Origin of the sequence: Rhodococcus sp. 27YEA6 (genome assembly GCF_044908235.1) — a bacterium.
GTDB lineage: Bacteria > Actinomycetota > Actinomycetes > Mycobacteriales > Mycobacteriaceae > Rhodococcus_F > Rhodococcus_F qingshengii.
Window position 1 is genome coordinate 34604 of record NZ_JBIYCY010000017.1, and the last position, 17710, is coordinate 52313.

General features: G+C 63.3%; 17 protein-coding genes. 12 read left to right on the top strand and 5 right to left on the bottom strand.

The genetic code is table 11. The features are described from left to right. The first annotated feature begins 71 nt into the window (after window positions 1-71). Window positions 72-1637: an ABC transporter substrate-binding protein gene (locus ABH939_RS28315; RefSeq protein WP_191908617.1), complete on the top strand. Its 1566-nt coding sequence runs from the start codon at window positions 72-74 to the stop codon at window positions 1635-1637. 254 nt (window positions 1638-1891) lie between these two features. Further along, window positions 1892-3115, top strand: coding sequence for an amidohydrolase family protein (locus tag ABH939_RS28320; protein WP_042447362.1), 1224 nt, complete (start codon window positions 1892-1894; stop codon window positions 3113-3115). 78 nt (window positions 3116-3193) lie between these two features. On the opposite strand, the gene ABH939_RS28325 is transcribed toward ABH939_RS28320, so the two are convergent. Beyond that, window positions 3194-4174 carry an NADPH:quinone oxidoreductase family protein gene (locus ABH939_RS28325; RefSeq protein ID WP_151097370.1) on the bottom strand — a complete coding sequence of 327 codons (981 nt, stop codon included), beginning with the start codon at window positions 4172-4174 and terminating at the stop codon, window positions 3194-3196. Between the two features lie 138 nt (window positions 4175-4312). On the opposite strand from ABH939_RS28325, the gene ABH939_RS28330 reads away from it, so the two are divergent. The 3 genes from ABH939_RS28330 to ABH939_RS28340 are packed head-to-tail and all read left to right on the top strand — an operon-like array spanning window position 4313 to window position 7451. Further along, on the top strand, window positions 4313-5356 hold the full coding sequence (locus ABH939_RS28330; protein WP_042447360.1) for a phosphotransferase family protein: 1044 nt from the start codon (window positions 4313-4315) through the stop codon (window positions 5354-5356). Window positions 5357-5391: 35 nt separating this feature from the next. After that, window positions 5392-6669, top strand: coding sequence for an acyl-CoA dehydrogenase family protein (locus ABH939_RS28335; protein ID WP_151097069.1), 1278 nt, complete (start codon window positions 5392-5394; stop codon window positions 6667-6669). A gap of 5 nt (window positions 6670-6674) precedes the next feature. Further along, window positions 6675-7451, top strand: a complete 777-nt coding sequence (locus ABH939_RS28340) for an SDR family NAD(P)-dependent oxidoreductase (protein WP_151097067.1) — start codon at window positions 6675-6677, stop codon at window positions 7449-7451. A 19-nt stretch (window positions 7452-7470) separates the two neighbouring features. Here ABH939_RS28340 and ABH939_RS28345 read toward each other — a convergent pair whose 3' ends face one another. Genes ABH939_RS28345 through ABH939_RS28355 form a run of 3 tightly spaced genes read right to left on the bottom strand, consistent with a single transcriptional unit; the run spans window position 7471 to window position 10768 of the window. Beyond that, on the bottom strand, window positions 7471-8643 hold the full coding sequence (locus ABH939_RS28345) for an acyl-CoA dehydrogenase family protein (RefSeq protein WP_243580649.1): 1173 nt from the start codon (window positions 8641-8643) through the stop codon (window positions 7471-7473). Next, complete coding sequence (locus tag ABH939_RS28350; protein WP_151097065.1) at window positions 8640-9833, bottom strand: acyl-CoA dehydrogenase family protein; 1194 nt, start codon at window positions 9831-9833, stop codon at window positions 8640-8642. Before ABH939_RS28350 ends, ABH939_RS28345 begins: the two co-directional genes overlap by 4 nt. Beyond that, window positions 9830-10768 (bottom strand): LLM class flavin-dependent oxidoreductase, encoded by a 939-nt coding sequence (locus tag ABH939_RS28355; RefSeq protein WP_042447351.1) that lies wholly within the window; start codon window positions 10766-10768, stop codon window positions 9830-9832. The genes ABH939_RS28350 and ABH939_RS28355 overlap by 4 nt, the downstream gene beginning before the upstream one ends. Before the next feature lie 186 nt (window positions 10769-10954). Between ABH939_RS28355 and ABH939_RS28360 the strand changes: the two genes are divergently transcribed. Genes ABH939_RS28360 through ABH939_RS28370 form a run of 3 tightly spaced genes read left to right on the top strand, consistent with a single transcriptional unit; the run spans window position 10955 to window position 14062 of the window. Next, window positions 10955-11710: an SDR family NAD(P)-dependent oxidoreductase gene (locus ABH939_RS28360; RefSeq protein WP_042447349.1), complete on the top strand. Its 756-nt coding sequence runs from the start codon at window positions 10955-10957 to the stop codon at window positions 11708-11710. Window positions 11711-11753: 43 nt separating this feature from the next. Beyond that, window positions 11754-13340: an AMP-binding protein gene (locus ABH939_RS28365; protein WP_151097063.1), complete on the top strand. Its 1587-nt coding sequence runs from the start codon at window positions 11754-11756 to the stop codon at window positions 13338-13340. After that, complete coding sequence (locus tag ABH939_RS28370; RefSeq protein WP_042447347.1) at window positions 13337-14062, top strand: alpha/beta fold hydrolase; 726 nt, start codon at window positions 13337-13339, stop codon at window positions 14060-14062. The genes ABH939_RS28365 and ABH939_RS28370 overlap by 4 nt, the downstream gene beginning before the upstream one ends. An 85-nt stretch (window positions 14063-14147) precedes the next feature. On the opposite strand, the gene ABH939_RS28375 is transcribed toward ABH939_RS28370, so the two are convergent. Next, the gene (locus ABH939_RS28375) at window positions 14148-14939 is read right to left on the bottom strand and encodes an SDR family NAD(P)-dependent oxidoreductase (RefSeq protein WP_151097366.1); all 792 of its coding nucleotides are present in this window, start codon (window positions 14937-14939) and stop codon (window positions 14148-14150) included. 45 nt (window positions 14940-14984) lie between these two features. Here ABH939_RS28375 and ABH939_RS28380 point away from each other — a divergent pair, with 45 nt between their 5' ends. From ABH939_RS28380 to ABH939_RS28395, 4 genes are all read left to right on the top strand, one after another. Continuing rightward, window positions 14985-15635: a TetR/AcrR family transcriptional regulator gene (locus ABH939_RS28380; RefSeq protein ID WP_073513265.1), complete on the top strand. Its 651-nt coding sequence runs from the start codon at window positions 14985-14987 to the stop codon at window positions 15633-15635. A 55-nt stretch (window positions 15636-15690) separates the two neighbouring features. After that, window positions 15691-16497 carry an SDR family NAD(P)-dependent oxidoreductase gene (locus tag ABH939_RS28385; protein ID WP_042447343.1) on the top strand — a complete coding sequence of 269 codons (807 nt, stop codon included), beginning with the start codon at window positions 15691-15693 and terminating at the stop codon, window positions 16495-16497. A 135-nt stretch (window positions 16498-16632) separates the two neighbouring features. Continuing rightward, window positions 16633-16848: a hypothetical protein gene (locus ABH939_RS28390; protein ID WP_042447340.1), complete on the top strand. Its 216-nt coding sequence runs from the start codon at window positions 16633-16635 to the stop codon at window positions 16846-16848. 42 nt (window positions 16849-16890) lie between these two features. Continuing rightward, a complete protein-coding gene (locus ABH939_RS28395; protein ID WP_042447338.1) occupies window positions 16891-17688 on the top strand; it encodes an SDR family NAD(P)-dependent oxidoreductase in 798 nt (265 codons plus the stop codon). Window positions 17689-17710 lie beyond the last annotated feature (22 nt).

Sequence of the window (17710 nt, forward strand, 5' to 3'; positions counted from 1 at the left end):
GACGAGAGCGGAACGGGCCGTCCCCGTTCCGCTCTCGTCGTTTCTCATCGGTACGAGAAGAGGGAAAGAGCATGTTTCGCAGATTCGCATTCGCTTCGGTCGTCTGTGCTTCGGTGTTGTTGGCATCGTCGTGCGGGGGCGGCGGGTCGTCCACCACCACCGGCGCCAGTGATGACGTCGATCGGAACGCGTCGTTGTCGATGGGATGGATTCTCCCGCCGCCGATGATGGACCCGCACGCGACTCCGTCGATCGTCGGCGCGTTCCCCTATCTGAGCCTGACCTACGACCGGCTCGTTCGCGTCGACAACTCGTCGGGAACCGCGCAGTTCGTTCCGATGCTGGCCGAATCGTGGTCGTACTCCGGAGATGGACGAACGCTGACCTTCGCACTACGACAGGACGCGACCTTCCACGACGGCACACCGGTGAATGCCGAGGCGGTCCGGTGGAGTCTCGAAAGAGCGCGGGCTCTGCCGAAGTCGACGGTGGCCAGCGAACTGACGTCTATCGTCGACGTGCAGGCACCTGATGCGAACACAGTCGTACTGACCCTGAACCGGCCTGCCGCCGATCTGATCTACCGGTTGTCCACCCTGGCAGGCGCGATCGTGAACCCTGCTGCGGCGAACGCCGATCTGTCGATGACCGAGGCGGGATCGGGGCCGTACGTACTGGATGAGCTGAAGGTCGGCGACCGTGCGACCTTCACCCGCTTCGACGGGTACTGGGACGACGCGGCGCAGAACATGGCCTCGATCGAGGTCGTGGGGATGGTGGACGATCAGGCGCGCCTCAACGCGCTGCGCAGCGGTCAGGTTGACGCCGCGCTGACGAAGGTGACGCAGAGTGCGGACGTGGAGCAACTCTTGCGGGACAACAGGTTCGGCGTCACCGATACCGACCGCAGTGCGTGGTACGCGATGTATCTCAACACCTCGAACCCGGCACTGGCGGAGGTGAACGTGCGACGGGCCATGAACTACGCCATCGACCGCGACGGGATCAGCGAGGCACTGCTCGGCGGCAAGTGCACTCCGACGTCGCAGCCGTTGCAGGACGGCGTCGTCGGCCACGACGAGGGCAGTGATGATCGATACGGCTACGATCCGGATCGGGCGCGGCAACTGTTGGCCGAATCCGGTCGCGGCGACGGGCTGCAGTTGACGGTGCTGACGCTGGCAGGCGTACGGACGAGTGACGGAGTGGCGGTCGCGATCAAGGAACAGCTCGCGCAGGTGGGGATCGATCTGCAACTACAGCAGCGCGACCTTGGGCAGGCGGCGATCGATTGGCGAGCGGGGCGAGCCGACGGGTTCCAATACACGCATCCAGGTACGGCCGACGCGGGCACGACCATGGCCGAGTCCTACCTGGGTTGGCAGTACCCGGGCCCGCTGCCCGCGGATATCGAGGCGACGCTGCAGGCACCGCTCGATGCGACGATGGCGCCCGACGCGCGTGCCCAGGCGCTGGCCGCGGCGTCGGCCACCGCATCGGAGAATGCTCTCGAACTCTTCGTCTGTGCGATCCCGACGCAGTATGCGCACACGTCTGCCGTGGTGGGACTCGACGAGATGAGCCCGCCGACGTCCGGTGGCGCATTCGATCTCAGGTATGTCGGCGTAACTCGGTAATTGAATGACCGAGTCGTCAGAAAGAGGTCAAATTGTGCCGGTGGCGGAAATTCTGTCTCTCCATGAATTTGGATTTACAGAAATATTTCGCAGGTAGATCCAGTCAAATGTTGACGTTCGTGATGCTCATCACTACGATGACACTATGTCAGATGTAGCGTCGACGACGCTTCGGATGCTGATAGGTCGGATGCCGAAAGATTTCGATGATGTTCAGGCCACGGGCCGTCATCCTCTTCACGTAGGGAGTCATAGTGCCGCTTCAGGACCATATGCAGTTGATCTCAGTGGACGATCATCTAATCGAACCGCCGAACGTGTGGACGTCTCGTCTGCCCAAGAAGCACCTCGATCAGGGTCCGCGGATCGTCGAGATGGACATGAGTCACAGTGGCGGCGACGAGGGGCTCTCGAAGCTCCTGCTCGCCTCCTCGCGTGGTGAGGGTGGCCAGGCCGCGCAGGAAGGCAGGCTGGCCGAGGTGTGGTCGTACGAGGGCAAGATCTACCCGAACATCGGCCTGAACGCAGTTGCCGGAAAGAAGCCGCAGGAGTACGGCATGGATCCGACGCGTTACTCGGACATGCTGCCCGGATGTTACGACCCGAAGGCTCGCGTCGCGGACATGGACATCGACGGAGTTCAGGCGGCTCTGTGCTTCCCGTCCTTCCCGCGTTTCGCAGGCACCGTTTTCATCGATCACAAGGACAGTGAGCTCGCGCTGCTGTCGGTGAAGGCATGGAACGATTTCCACCTCGACGAGTGGGCCGCGAGTGCACCCGACCGGTTCATCCCGCTGATCATCCTTCCGCTGTGGGATGCGGAGGAGTCGGCCAAGGAGATCTACCGCTGCCACGCCAAGGGTGCGAAGGCGATCACGTTCCCGGAGAACACCGTCGGACTAGGCTTACCGTCGTTCTACACCGATCACTGGGATCCGGTCTTCCGCGCTGCGGAGGAGACGAAGATGCCGTTGTGCATGCACTTCGGATCCTCGGGCAAGGCGCCGATGACGTCACCGGAGGCCCCGATGGCCGTGATGATCGCGCTGTTCGGTACCAACTCCATGTACGCCACCGCCGATCTGCTGTTCTCGCCGGTGTTCTACAAGTTCCCCAACCTGAAGGTCGCGCTGTCCGAAGGCGGAATCGGCTGGATTCCTTACCTTCTCGAGCGCATCGACCTGACGTGGGAGAAGCACCGCTGGTACCAGAACGTCAACAAAGAGGTCCGTCCGTCGGATCTGTTCCGGCAGAACATTTACGGATGCTTCATCGACGACCTCGAAGGTGTGTCGCGCCGCCACAAGATCGGCATCGACAACATCACCTGGGAGTGCGACTACCCGCACTCGGACTCGAACTGGCCCAACAGCCGTCGCTTCACCGAGAAACTGCTCGCTGACGTTCCTGACGACGAGGCACACAAGATCGTCGAACTCAACGCCCGCGCGCTGTACCACTTCCCGCGCACTAGCTGACGCGTCGAGCATCGAAGGACGTCCCACGAGAGTATCCGCGGGGCGTCCTTCGCCGTTCGGCGCCGTACGTGCGCGGTCTCAGTCCCGAACGATCTCGATGACGGTCTTGCCGACCGACTCGCGTCCCGCGACGGCTTCGAGTGCGCTTCGGGTGTGAGCCAAGGGGAATCGCGCGTGGATGGTCGGTGAGATTCGGCCCGAGCGCCACAGGTCGGTGAACTCCGCTCGGTCGCGTGCATTGCCGGTCGGGTCGTGCTGCGGGAAGGTCCGAATCTCGAATCCCTTGATCACGGCGCCCTTGAGCAGGACGAGATTCAGCGGGATCATCGGGATTTCACCGCTGGCGTACCCGAGGGTCACGAATGTTCCGCCCCAACGAAGTTCACGCAGGCTCGCTTCGGACTGCCACCCGCCGACAGGATCGATGACGGCGTCCAGGCTGCCGGGACCGCACACCGCCCGCAGCTGTTCGCGGATGTCGCCTGCGCTGTAGTCAATCGTGACGCGCGCACCGCGGGAAGTCGCGGCGTCGAGCTTGGCCCGAGACGACGCTGCCGCGACGACCTCGGCGCCGAGGGCCGTGGCGAGTTCCACCGCGGCGAGTCCGACGCCACCGCCCGCGCCCAGCACGAGAACCCGTTCGCCCGAGGAGATTCGAGCGACGGACCGCAGAGCGTGGTAGGCGGTGAGATGGCAGACCCAGGTTGCCGCGGCGGAACCGAAATCCACGTCGTCGGGAATCAGCGACGCGGACTCCGCAGGTGCAGTGACGTATTCGGCGAATGCGTGGGGTGCGAGCACGGCGACGCGATCTCCGACGATGAGCTCCGACGTGCCGTCGCCGACGTCGACGACGATGCCTGCCGCCTCGTGTCCGGGTATGTAGGGCAACGGAGTTCGAGTCTGGTAGTGACCCGCGATCATCAACGTGTCGGGAAAGTTGACGGCGGCCGCGTGCACCTCGACGAGCACGTCTCCCGGTCCGGGGGACGGCACGTCGACCGTGTCGATCTGGATCGCGTCCGCACTGCCGAGTCGATGGATGCGGGCGGCGGACATGGTACCGGGGCGGATGCGATCTGCGGAGGTCATCGAGATCCTTTCAGGTGGGAAAGCTCGGGGGCTTCCAACAGCGAACATACGAAAAATGCGCGTTGGGTAATTGCGTTTCCCAAATATAGTCATTATGTTCTGATCATGACAGATCAAGCAGTGAGTACTCCGTCGCTCGACGTCGAGTCGCTCAGTCGGTGGATGGATACGCAGGGTCTACCCGGTGCCGGCGAACTCGCTCGGGCGCGTTCCCTGGCGGGCGGGTCGCAGAACGAACTCTTCGAGATCACTCGCGGTGGAGAGAAGATGGCGCTCCGCCGTCCGCCGAGCTACGGCGTCGAGGGGCGAGCCAAGGTTCTCATGCGTGAGGCTCGGTTGTTGAAGGCGCTCACCGAAACCGATGTGCCACATGCGGGCCTGCGCGGCGTGACCGACGACGAGTCGGTCATCGGAAGCCCATTCTACCTCATGGACCTTGTGGACGGCTGGAGCCCGATGGGCGCGGGTTGGATCGCACCGTTCGACACCGATCTCGAGGCCCGGGGCGATCTCGCGATCCAGTTGGTCGACGGCGCAGCGAAAATGGCGCGCGTCGACTGGAAGACACAAGGACTCGAGGGCTTCGGCAAGCCGGAAGGGTTCCTCGAGCGTCAGGTCGATCGGTGGCTCTCGCACCTCGCGGGATTCAAGTTCCGCGAGCTACCGGGCCTCGACGAGACCGCGAAGTGGCTCCGCGACCACCTTCCGTCCACGTTCGAGCCGGGAATCATGCACGGCGACTACCAGTTCGCCAATGTCATGTACAAGCACGGAAAGCCGGCCGAACTGGCGGCGATCATCGACTGGGAGATGGCGACGATCGGCGATCCGTTGCTCGACCTCGGCTGGGTTCTCGTGGGCTGGCCGCCCGAGGGCGATGCGATGAAGTACGCGCGCTACCTCGACTACGCGGGAATGCCGTCACGCGACGCCATGCTCGAGCACTACGCGAACGTCAGCGGCCGTGACGTGTCCGCCGTCGATTACTACGTGATCCTTGCCCGATTCAAGCTTGCAATCGTGCTGGAGGCAAGCGTCGCTCGTCACGCCAAGGGGGAGGCGGACGACCGTGTCGCGCGCTTCGGACCCATTGCGCTGGAGCTGATGGAGTTCGCCGCGTCGCTGTCTCACACCACGTCGTACCGCTGATCCTGTTCACTGAACACACTATCGAGGAGCTTTACATGGCATGGGATTTCGAGACCGACCCCGAGTTTCAGAGCAAGCTCGACTGGGCGGCCGAGTTCGTGCGTACCGAGATCGAGCCGTTGGATCTGGTCTGGCCGCACGACAACTACAAACCACTCGACGACGAGCACCGTCGCATCGTCGACCCACTCAAGCAGAAGGTTCGCGACCAGCAGCTGTGGGCGTGCCATCTCGAACCGGCACTCGGCGGTCAGGGCTACGGCCAGATGAAACTCGCACTACTGAACGAAATCCTCGGCCGTTCGATCTGGGCGCCGGTCATCTTCGGAACTCAGGCCCCGGACACCGGCAATGCCGAGATCATCGCGCATTTCGGTACCGAGGAGCAGAAGGCGGAGTACCTGGCGCCGCTGTTGGCTGGCGAGATCTTCTCGTGCTACTCGATGACGGAACCGCAGGGCGGAGCCGACGTCGGGCAGTTCGAGACCACCGCAGTTCGTGATGGTGACGACTGGATTATCAACGGCTACAAGTACTTCTCGTCCAATGCTCGCTACTCGACGTTCTGCATCGTCATGGCGTACACGGACAAGGACGCGGGCCCGCACAAGGGAATGTCGATGTTCCTGGTGCCTACCGACACCGAGGGCGTCGTCATCGAGCGAAACGTGCCGCTGATGCACGAGCCGGTGGAGGAGGGCTCGCACGCCTACATGCACTACGACAACGTCAGGGTGCCCGCGAGCGCGATGCTCGGTGACGAGGGGCGTGCCTTCGAGGTTGCTCAGGTACGTCTGGGCGGCGGACGCGTGCATCACGCGATGCGTACCGTCGGAATGGCACAGCGGGCGCTCGACATGATGTGCGAGCGCGCGCTCAGCCGCACCACGCGCGGCAAGTCTCTTGCCGACCGCGAGACGGTACAGACCTATATCGCGGAGTCGTACGCCCAGCTCACACAGTTCCGCCTGTTCGTGCTGCAGACCGCCTGGCTGATAGACAAGACCCAGGACTACTCCAAGTGCCGCAAGGATATCAGTGCTATCAAGTCGCTGACGCCTAAGGTGTTGCACGACATCGTCTCTCGATCCATTCAGGTCCACGGCGCACTAGGTGTCAGCCAGGACACCCCGCTCGCGCACATGTGGGTCAGTGCGCCCGTGATGGGCCTGGTCGACGGGCCGACCGAAGTTCACCTTCGTCAGGTGGCCCGAGGAGTGCTCGCCGGCTACGAGGCCGTCGACACGCTGTGGCCGTCGGAGCACATTCCGTCGAAGATCGGCGCAGCCAGGTCCAAGCTCGGGATCGGGTGACCGCGATGTCCGTACAGGAGAATTCGATTGCCCTGACGGGACGACGCGTCGTGATCACGGGTGGTGCCAGCGGTATGGGCGCGGGTCTCGTGCGGGCGTTCCCGCAACTGGGCGCGCAGGTCGTGTCCCTCGATCTTACTCGGGATCCGGGGGCGTCCATCGCGCAGGACGCAGGTGCGAAGTTCGTCGCGGCCGACGTCTCAGACCTCGATTCGGTGAAGTCCGCGGTGGATGAGGCGGTGTCGCTGCTGGGCGGACTCGATGTGCTCATCCATGCGGCTGGAATCGCGCCAGGCGGACCAGCAGAGGACATCACTCTCGCAACGTGGTCGACCGTGATGTCCATCAACGCGACCGGGACGTTCCTGACCAATCAGGCCGCGTTCGAGCACCTGAAGGACTCGGGCGGGCAGATCCTCAATTTCGCCTCGGCCGCAGGCGTGCAGGGACTGCCGAACAAGGCGGCCTACTCCGCGAGCAAGGGCGCCGTGGTGGCGTGGACCAGAACCGTCGCGCGCGAGTGGGCGCGGTACGACATCACCGTCAACGCCATCGCTCCTGCGATCTGGACGCCGATGTACGACAAGACGCGAGCGTCGATGACGCCGGACCAGTTGGCGGCACACGACGAATTCATGGCCACGGCCGTGCCTCTCGGCGGCAGGCTCGGCGACGTCGACCGGCACTTCGTACCGGTGCTGGCGTTCCTGTCCAGCAACGGTGCTCGCTTCATGACCGGTCAGGTCTTCCCGGTCGACGGAGGCACACTGGCGATGCGCTGACCCGCGCGAACTTGCCGGCCTACGCGGCCGGCAAGTTCACCAGGTTTGCCAGTGTGCGGTGATGATCCTCCGTCGTACCGAGTGTCACCGACGAGGTGAACGCGCGTTCCAGATACAGGTGCCCCGGATGTTCCCACGTGAAGCCGATTCCGCCGTGAATCTGTAGGCATTCCTCGACCGCAGTCAACGACGTTGCACTGCAATAGGACTGCGCGACAGCGACGGCGGCATCGACATCTGCCGACTTCTCGGCGATCGCCGCGGCTGCGTACTGCGCCGCGGCACGGGACTGCTGATTGTCGATCCACAATTGAGCAGCCCGGTGGCGTAGCGACTGATACGACCCGATCGGACGGCCGAACTGGTGCCGAACGGTCAAATACTCCACCGCTGTGGCCAATGCCCAATCCCCGACACCGACCTGCTCCGACGCCAGAGCTGCTGCCGCGACGGTAGCGGCCGCCGCGAGCGCGTCGGTGGCGTCCTGTCCGCGCAGGATCATGTCGCCAAGGACACCATCGAGCGAGACATCGAAAATCGGACGTGTCAGGTCGGCACTCACCGGCGTGTGGACCGTGATGCCTGGTGCGTGGGAATCGACGAGGACGACGACGCGCTCATCGTCGAGGCCGGCCGGAACGAGCAGAACGTCTGCGCAGTCGAGGGCAAGTACACCGGACACGCTGCCGGACAGCGAGACTCGCTCCTCGATACTGTGCCGGGTTGCCGTCACCGTTGCCCGGCTCGAACCGGGCGCCGCGATCGCGGGTACCGTGACGGCTGCAACGGCACCGTCGACGAGTCGCCTCAGCACGTCTGTAGCCACCGGCCCCGTCGATGCGGTGAGTACGGACGTCGCGAACACAGCACTCGCGAGGTAGGGGACCGGTGCGAGCGAACGCCCGAGCTCCTCCATCACGACTGACACCTCGCGTGCCGACGCGCCTGCGCCACCGAACTCTTCGGGTATCAGCAGAGCAGCGAGGCCCATGTCGCAGGCGAGCGTGCGCCACAGCGCGGCGTCGTATCCGGAATCGTTTGCGGTGAAGGCGATCAGCTGGGTGGGCGACGATCGTCGATCGGTGAGTCGGCGCACCGCCGTGCGAAGCTCGTCGGCGGTGTCGTCGTACACGAGCGACGGCATAGGTGGTGTGGTGATCGGTTCTGGAGTAGCCGGCGCTGTGGTGTTCATCGGGGAATGTCCTGCCATGGGATGGTGGGGTCGATCTTGGGTTCGCGGGGGAGATTCAGGACGCGGTCGGCGATCTGGCCAAGCAGAATCTCGGTGGTGCCTCCCTCGATCGAGTTCGGCCGAGCACGAAGGTAGTGATAGGTCTCCGGCCGTTCGCTGCCCTGCTCGGGAGCGTTCTCGAGCGACCACTCGTCGTAGCGCAGTGCCTGCGCAGGATCTAGTCGAGCAGCCAACCGGGTCACCTGCTGGTTGTTACGGGCGACGGTCACCTTGGCGCCCGAACCTTCCAGCCCGGTTGCATTGGTCGCCGCGATCTGCCGCGTGCGTTCGTTCGTCAGGCGTGCGACCTCCACCTCCACCCAGATACGCATCAGATCTGCATGTGCTGCGGTCGTCCTGAGGTCGGGACGAGAGCGCCACAGCCCGGCGAGGCGTCCGATGTGGCCGTCCTCGCGCGGTGCATCCTTGCCGCCGATGGCAGTTCGTTCGTTCGTCAGCGTCGTTCGAGCTACGCTCCACCCGTCGCCGGGTTCGCTGATGCGCATGGCGTCTGGGATGCGTACGCCGTTGAGGAACACTTCGTTGAAGTGCGCTTCGCCGGTGGCCTGGCGAAGCGGTCGCACGTCGATACCCGGCGTTGTCATATCGAGGATGAAGTACGTCATTCCGCGGTGTTTCGGTGCTGTCGGGTCGGTGCGGACGAGAAGCATTGCCCATCTCGACAAGTGCGCCAACGACGTCCACACCTTCTGGCCGTCGACGATCCATTCGTCACCGTCGCGCACAGCCTTGGTCGCCACGTTCGCCAGATCCGAACCCGCACCGGGCTCGCTGAAGAGCTGGCACCAGATCTCATCGGCGGTCCACAGCGGGCGTAGCACGCGGTGTGCGAGCTCCTCGGACGCGTGGTGCACCACGGTCGGAGCCCCCATGCCGAGTCCGACGGGATTGCGCATGCTGTCCACCGGTGTCGCGCCCGCTCGCTGCATGGCCTGCTCGATGATCCTCTGCAACGATCGGGGTCCGCCCAAGCCGCCGAAGCCTACGGGAAAGTCGATCCACGCCAGCCCGGCGTCGAACCTTCGGCCGAGGAACTCCTTGTCGGACATCGTCGTCGGATCGTTGTCCGACAGAAATCGTGACACGGCATCGACCACGGCATTGTCATCGACGATCACGGTGCCGGTCATACGCTCGCTCCGACCACTGCAGGAATGACGTCGGAACCGAAGTGCTCGAGGGTGCGCACGGATCCCAGATCGTGAAAACGGACGATGAACAGTTCGACGCCGAGTGCCGCCTCTGCCTGGAACATCTCGGCGATCTGAGAAGCGGTTCCGATGAACGCTGCACCCCAGGCATTCTCGGGCATTCGGCGAGCGACCTTCGCCGTCACCTCCTCTCGCTCGGACTCGGAGTTCAGCAGCCCGACGGCGTACTGCGCCGAAATACGTGCGTTTCCGCGCAGGGGCGCGAGCTCGGCAAGGCGGTGTCGAGCACTGCCGACGCAGTTCCACCAATCCGCGTGCGCGGCAACGAGTGGCATCGTCAGTGTTCTGCCCCCGCCGCCGATGTGGACAGGAATGCGCGGCTGTACCGGGACCGGCAGACCGTGGGCGCCACGCAGATCGAAGTGACTACCTGGGTAGTCGAACGTGTCACCGCTGAACATCAAGTCGAGAATCTCGAGAGACTCGCCGAGCGCGTCTGATCGTGATCGCTTCGAGCTGAGAGGGAAACCGAATCGAACGAATTCGTCCTCCACAGAACCCCAACCGAGTCCGAGATCGAGTCGGCCTCCGCTGATCCGATCTACGGTGGCCGCCATCTTCGCCAGCAGAGCTGGATGTCGGAATGGTCCGCAACCGACGAGGTGGCCGAGTCGCAGTGTCGAGGTGGCGCAAGCGAGTGCGGTCAACAGGGTCCAACTCTCTAGGCTGTCGCACGGCGGCGCACCCGGCGCGTAGAGGTGGTCCATCAGCCAGAACGAATCGAAGCCCGACGCCTCGGCCGATCTCGCCCGCTCGAACATCGACTCGACGTCGATCTTGAACTGTGGCACGTACACGCCGAACCTTGCGGCTGTCGAACCGTGCACTGCAGGAAGGGTCTCGGTCGAAGGCATGAATCTGACGATAACGTCACTTGATCATTTTCGGTGTACTTTTCGGGTGCGGACTGCCAGAATGCGCCCCTACCTGCGGTCCATTGACAGGTGGTCTGCGTCACATTACTGTCCATTGATGTCAGATGCCGAACCTCGGACAATCCTATCGGTGGCTCTGTACACATACTCTTGGAGACGACGTCCATGCGGTTCGACGGCAAGATTTCTCTGGTCACCGGAGCAGGCAATGGAATCGGCGAAGCGTGCGCGAAGGCGCTCGCGGCCCAGGGCGCTGCCGTCGTCGTCTCCGATATCGACGACGCGGCAGGGGCGCGAGTGGTCGACGAGATCACCGCGGCAGGCGGGTGCGCGTCGTTCTTCCACGCCGAGATATCGAAGCAGAGCGACGCCGAGGCGTTGGTAGCTCACGCCGTCGAGCACTTCGGCGGGTTGCACTTGGCGGTCAACAACGCCGGAATCAACCACCAGATGAAGCGAATTCACGAACTCGATCCCGCGGCGTTCGATCTGTCGATCGACGTCAACCTCCGGGGTACATTTCTGTGCATGCGCGCCGAGCTCGCGCATTTCGTCGAGCACGGTGGTGGTTCGATCGTCAATGTCACCTCATGTGCCGGGCTCAAGAGCGCCGAGCTGATGGCTGGCTACGTGGCGTCCAAGCACGGCATCGTCGGACTGACTCGCAACGCCGCGATCGATTATGCCCTCGACGCAATTAGGGTCAACGCTGTCGCGCCTGCGACGATCGCGACCCCCGCGATCCTGTCGTATCCCGATGAGTTCCAACAGAAGTGGTCTGACCTCGTTCCGATGGGTCGGATGGGTCGCCCCGACGAGGCGGCGGATCTCGTGACGTTTCTTCTCTCGGACGAGGCGTCGTTCATCACCGGCAGCACCTACGAGCTCGACGGCGGCATGATGCAGGCGCTGCCGAAATAACCACACTGCCGGGATCTCAGCAAGAAGAAGGAGCCCAATTCCTATGTCCGTCGACCCTGTGTCCGTCGAGACCGAAGCGCCGCCGTTGACACCCGATTACTGGGCAGAACGTGATCCGGACAGATGCGCGATCCTGGTCCCGGACGGTCGGTCGATGACGTACGGCGAACTGGCGCATCTGTCTCGAACCGTCGCGCAGGACTGGTCGGCCCGCGGCATCGTGACCGGTGACAGGGTTGCCGTGGCGATGGAGAACCGCGCGGACTATCTCGTCGTCGCCGTCGCTGCACTCCGTACGAGCGTCCGATTGGTCGCCGTGGGAACCCATCTGACGACCGACGAGATCACGCACGTCATCGTCGATTCCGACGCACGTCTCATTGTCACCTCCGCGCGATACGTCGATACGATCCGAGGTGCGGTCTGTCACGCACCGACATCGCCTGTCGTGTTGGTGGCGGATGACGACCACTCGTCGTCCGGCGTCGAGCACCTGTACCGAGACCAGGTCGACCCGGGAGCCGAGGCAACGGCCGGGGAACTCCAGGGTGCGTTCATGTTCTATTCGTCCGGCACCACGGGAAAACCGAAAGGCATCCTGCGTGACATGCCGAATGTTTCTTTCGCACAGGGCGATCCGCTGACTGCCGGATTCGCCGCGACGTGGGGATTCTCGGAGGGCTCGGTCTGGCTCAACTCGGCACCGCTCTATCACGCCTACCCGCTGCAGAGTTGCACATCGGTCATCAGGTGGGGTGGGACGCTCGTGCTCACCGAGCGATTCGACGCCGAGCAGACCCTCCGGTTGATCGAGCGCCACGAGGTCTCGCATATCAGTGTGGTTCCGACGATGTTCGTGCGCTTGCTCGGTCTGCCCGAGAACGTCAGGTCGCAGTACGACGTCACGAGCCTGCGCTGCGTCATTCACGCGGGTGCCGCGTGTGCAGTGTCGGTCAAGCAGGCGATGATGACGTGGTGGGGACCGATTCTGTACGAGTTCTACGGCGGCAGCGAGAATATCGGCATGGTGCTGATCGCCCCGAAGGATTGGCTCGAACATCCAGGATCGGTCGGAAAACCCTCCCCAGGAACGATTTCGGTGCTGGACGACGACGGCAGGCCGGCCGCGCCGGGAGTCCGTGGCATCGTGTGGTTCGAGCATGCGCCGCGGTTCAGCTATCACAAGTCGCCGGAGAAGACCGCAGGTGTGTTCGACGCATCGGGACGTGCGACTCTCGGTGACCTCGGCTACCTCGACGAGGACGGATATCTCTACCTCGACGGTCGTCGAGTCGACCTGATCATCTCGGGCGGCGTCAACATCTATCCCGCGGAGATCGAGGACCGGATCGCCGAACATCCCGCGGTGTTCGATGTTGCTGTCATCGGTGTCCCCGATCACGAGTTCGGACAACAGGTGAAGGCCGTCGTGGAGCTCGAAGACGGTGTGTCCGGCAGCGACGAACTTGCCACTGCTCTGATCGCACACACACGCGAGGTGTTGGCGGGCTACAAGTGCCCGAAGTCCGTGGACTTCGCCATCGGCCTGCCTCGGACGCCGACCGGGAAGTTACTCAAAAGAGTTTTGCTCGAGCAGTACTGGACGAACGAGGAGACGCAGAGATCATGAGTCGAGCGATAGTTCTGGTACACGGTGGCCAACACACGTCCGAGTGTTGGAAGCCGACGGTCGAGGCGTTGGCGGTGTTGCGTCCCGACATCGAGGTCATCGCCGTGGATCTACCAGGGAGAGCGGGCAATCCGGCGAACATTCGGACGGTCGGCATCGCGGACTGCGTTGCTTCGGTGGTGGCGGACATCGAACGCGCGGGCGTCGACGAGGTCATGTTGGTAGCCCATTCGATGGGAGGTGTGACGGTACCCGGCGTCGCTGCCGTATTGGGTGCGGATCGAGTGTCGCGCATGGTCTTCGTCGCCGCAGCCATGCCCCCGAACGGAATGTCCATCCTGCAGGATCTGGTCGGTGATCTCCAGCAGGAGGTGAGCGACAAGGTCGAGGAGGACGCCGAACCGGCGCCCTTTCCGAGGGAGCTGGCCGAACAGTTGTTCTGCAACGGCATGACGGACGAGCAGATCGAATTCAGTGTGTCGGGCCTGTGCGCCGAATCGGACCTTCTCGCAACGCAAGCCGTCGACCGTAGCGGTATGCCCGAGTCGATTCCGCGGACGTGGATTCTGACCAGCCAGGATCGTGCTGTCACTCCCGAACAACAGCGCATGCACATCGAGAACCTCGGCGGGGTCGAGCACGTGGTCGACATCGATACGTGTCACAACGTGATGATCAGCGAACCCGACATTCTCGCGAAGGTTCTCGTCGATCACTTCTGAGAGTTCGAACGGCCTACCCGGCCTGCGGTGACTACGGGACGAGAGCATCCCGTCGTCACCGCAGGCTCATGCTGCGGGCAGTAGATCAGGGGATGCCGCCGTCCGAGCGCACGATGGTGCCCGAGGTGTAGCTCGATGCGTTGCTTGCGAGAAACAGTGCTGCGCCCACGATCTCGGGCGGCTGGCCGATTCGTTCCAAGTGCAGCCGCTTGGACGCCTCGATGGTGTGCTCCATGTCCCAGGCTGCGGCAATGTCGGTCATGTACTGACCCGGCATCAGCGTGTTCACGCGCACCTCGGGCCCGAGAAGGTCGGCGAATCCCTCGGTCATGGCGTTGAGGCCGTTCTTCGCCGCGGCATAGGGGATGATCGAGCCCATCGGACGTAGTGATCCGGTGCTGCTGACATTGATGACGCTGCCGGAACCCTGTGCCTTCATTCGAGTTCCGACCAGCTGGGTCAGCCGAAACGGGCCCTTGAGGTTCAAGCCGAGAACGCTGTCGTACATCTTCTCGGTGACGTCGGTGACGCTGTCGTAGGTGGGCGACATGCCGGCGTTGTTCACTAGAACGTCGACTCGATCGAACTTTTCGTACGCTGCGTCGACCAGTCCTTCGATCTCGCCCCAGTGCCCGAGATGGCAGCTGTAGGCGAGGCCCTGCCGTCCGATCGCCTCGATTTCGGCGACGACACTCTGACAGTTCTCCAATTTGCGGCTGGCGACGATGACGTCGGCGCCTGCCTTGGCGAATGCGAGCGCCATTTGTCTACCCATGCCGCGACTGCCGCCCGTGACCAGTGCGACCTTGCCTGCGAGGCTGAACAGGTCGAACGGAGATCCGGTGTCGGCGGCTACGGAGTTGCTGTTGTCGTCCATACTGGAACTCATCAGTCTCCTAGAAACAGAATGCGATTACTCAAGATGCAGAACGATACCTCAGATTCTCGGTCACCGGTAGCAAACAGCCGGGCCGCACAGGCCGCCGCGCGGCGAACCGAGCGACAGCGCAAATCTGCCGAGGACGAAATCGAGCGGTTACTCGACGTGACCCTCGGACTCATCGAAAAGTCCGCTCCGGCAATGCCGTCGGTATCCGAGATCGTCGCCGCGGCCGGCATCTCCAACCAGACGCTGTATCGTTCGTTTCCGAGCAAGGACGACCTCGTTCTCGCCGTCCTTGAGCAGGGCGTCAGTCGAGTGGTCGAGTTCGTGAGCGGACGCATGGACGAAGTCGACGATCCACGTGAGCAGGTTGCGGCGTGGACTCGCGGAGTGCTACGACAGGTCAGTAGCGTCGAAGCGGCGCAGACTTCCCGTACGGTGCTCGGTCACCTGAGCAAGTCCGGATCCGCGTCTCCCGGCGGCAGCCAGCACGAGCTGCTGAAACCGATCTCGGATCTGCTCGACGCGCCCCTCGATGCTCTGGGCTGCGATCCGGTGCGCGACGGGGCATGCATTTCCGACCTCGTACTCGGTGCGATGCGTCGTCACCTGTGGGGTTCGACGGCACCGACCGACGCGGACGTCGAGTGGATCAGCGAGTTCGCGCTCGGTGGGCTGAATATCGACTGAACAGTGAAGATCGTTTCCCAACAACGGGACTCGGCATAAGGAGAGGGTACCGACGATGGCCGTGGGAATTTCGGATCTGACGGGCAAGGTCGCAGTGGTAACCGGTGGTGCAGCCGGTATCGGATACGCGATCGCGGCATCGCTGATCGCCCGAGGCGCCGAGGTGACCGTCGCCGACGTCGAGAGAACAGCCCTCGAGGCGGCCTCGGCGTCGCTCGGAGTTCCCGGAGTGGTGACCGACGTCGGGAATGCTGTAGACGTGCAGGCACTGGCCGACAAGGTCGTCGAACGCCACGGCAGGATCGACATCGCCGTCAACAATGCCGGGGTCGCGAAGATCGCGCCGTTCGATCAGCTCACCCTCGACGACTTCCGCTGGGTGATCGACGTCAACCTTTGGGGCGTCGTCAACGGCATGAACGTCTTCCTCCCGATCATCGAATCGACGTCGACCAGTGGGTATGTCGTGAACACCGCTTCCATCGCGGGACTGCGAGCAGGGCCCGGTCTCGCGGCGTACGGCGTGACGAAGTTCGGCGTCGTCGCACTGACCGAAACCGTGAGTGAGGAACTAGCTCAGCGTGACTCGCACGTCCGCGTCGGCGTCCTCGTTCCGGCGATGGTCCGATCGAACATCGCGAACAGTGAACGCAACAGGCCGGGTTCGGCTCCGGCGCAGTCGGATCGGAGGCAACCAGAGGGAATCCTGTCCGCGGATGTGGTCGGAGACACCGTCGTCGATGCGATCGAGCGCGGAGATCTGTACATCGTGACGCATCCCGAGGCTCTGGAATCGGTGAGGGCGCGGCATCGGCGGATCGAAGAAGCGTTCGTCGACGCGGGCCGACGCAGCCCACGTTGACAGTTGTGATGACGGTCACTACCGTACATAGGTGTCAGATTCAAACACGTGAAACAGGCCACGGTGCCGCGCGGGCGTTGAGCACGATGCCCCGATTCGTCGCACTCGGTCTCGATCGAAAGCAATGGTGTCAGCATGGCCACAGAGAAGGACATCGACGCAGCAGACTGGACCGATCAGGATCTGCTGACGCGTGACGAGGCCGGTGAGCGGCTGGTCGAGGAGATTGAAGCCACCCGAGCTCATCTGAGCGAGTTGGAGTCCCGCACAGACGATCCCAACGCGCCCGCGTCGATCGAGATGACTCGTCGTCGACTGATTGCCATGAAGAACCTGCAGGAATCGCTCTGATCGACGCCGGTCGTCGGCAATATCCACGCGCAAGGAGTACATATGGGAACACGATTGTCCGACAAAGTAGTACTGATCTCCGGATCCACTCGTGGCATCGGTCGTTCTATGGCGGAGCATTTCGCGTTGGAGGGGGCCAAGGTCGCGGTCACCGGGCGAACTGCGGATCGCGGTAACAAAGTGGTGGCCCGCATTCGGGAAGCCGGGGGCGAAGCGGAGTTCTTCTCCCTGGACGTGACGAACGAGGACAGCATCCGCGGCGCGGTGGCATCGACCGTGGAACGGTTCGGAAAGCTGACCACCCTGGTCAACAACGCGGCTCCCACCGAGGCGGTGGCCACGACGATCAAGCCCATCCACGAGTACTCCAACGAGGAGTGGCAGGCCATCATGACCGGCACTGTCACCGGCAACGTGTTCTGGGCGTCGAAGTATGCCTGGCCGCACCTCGTTTCGGCGGACGGCGCGTCCATCCTGAACATCTCGTCGGGTCAGTCCGTCGCCGGGTTCAAGGGTTTCGGTGCGTACGGAGCCGCGAAGTCCGCGGTGAACTCGTTGACGCGATCACTCGCAGTCGAAGGTAGTGCCGACGGAATTCGGGCCAACTGCATTCTTGTGGGCAGGGTGGTCGCCGGACGTGGCGATTCAGGACATCACACCGGTGGTGGTCGACTCACTCGAATCGGAAACCCTATGGATATCGCCTATACAGCAACGTATCTCGTTTCCGATGAGGCAGCTTTCGCGACCGGGTCGCTGGTGACCGTCGACGGCGGCTTCTCGATCAACGGTGACGCCGTGCAGGACGCGGAGGCTGCGGCTCTGACTCCGAGTCGATGAGACCCAGCTGACCGCACCGAAG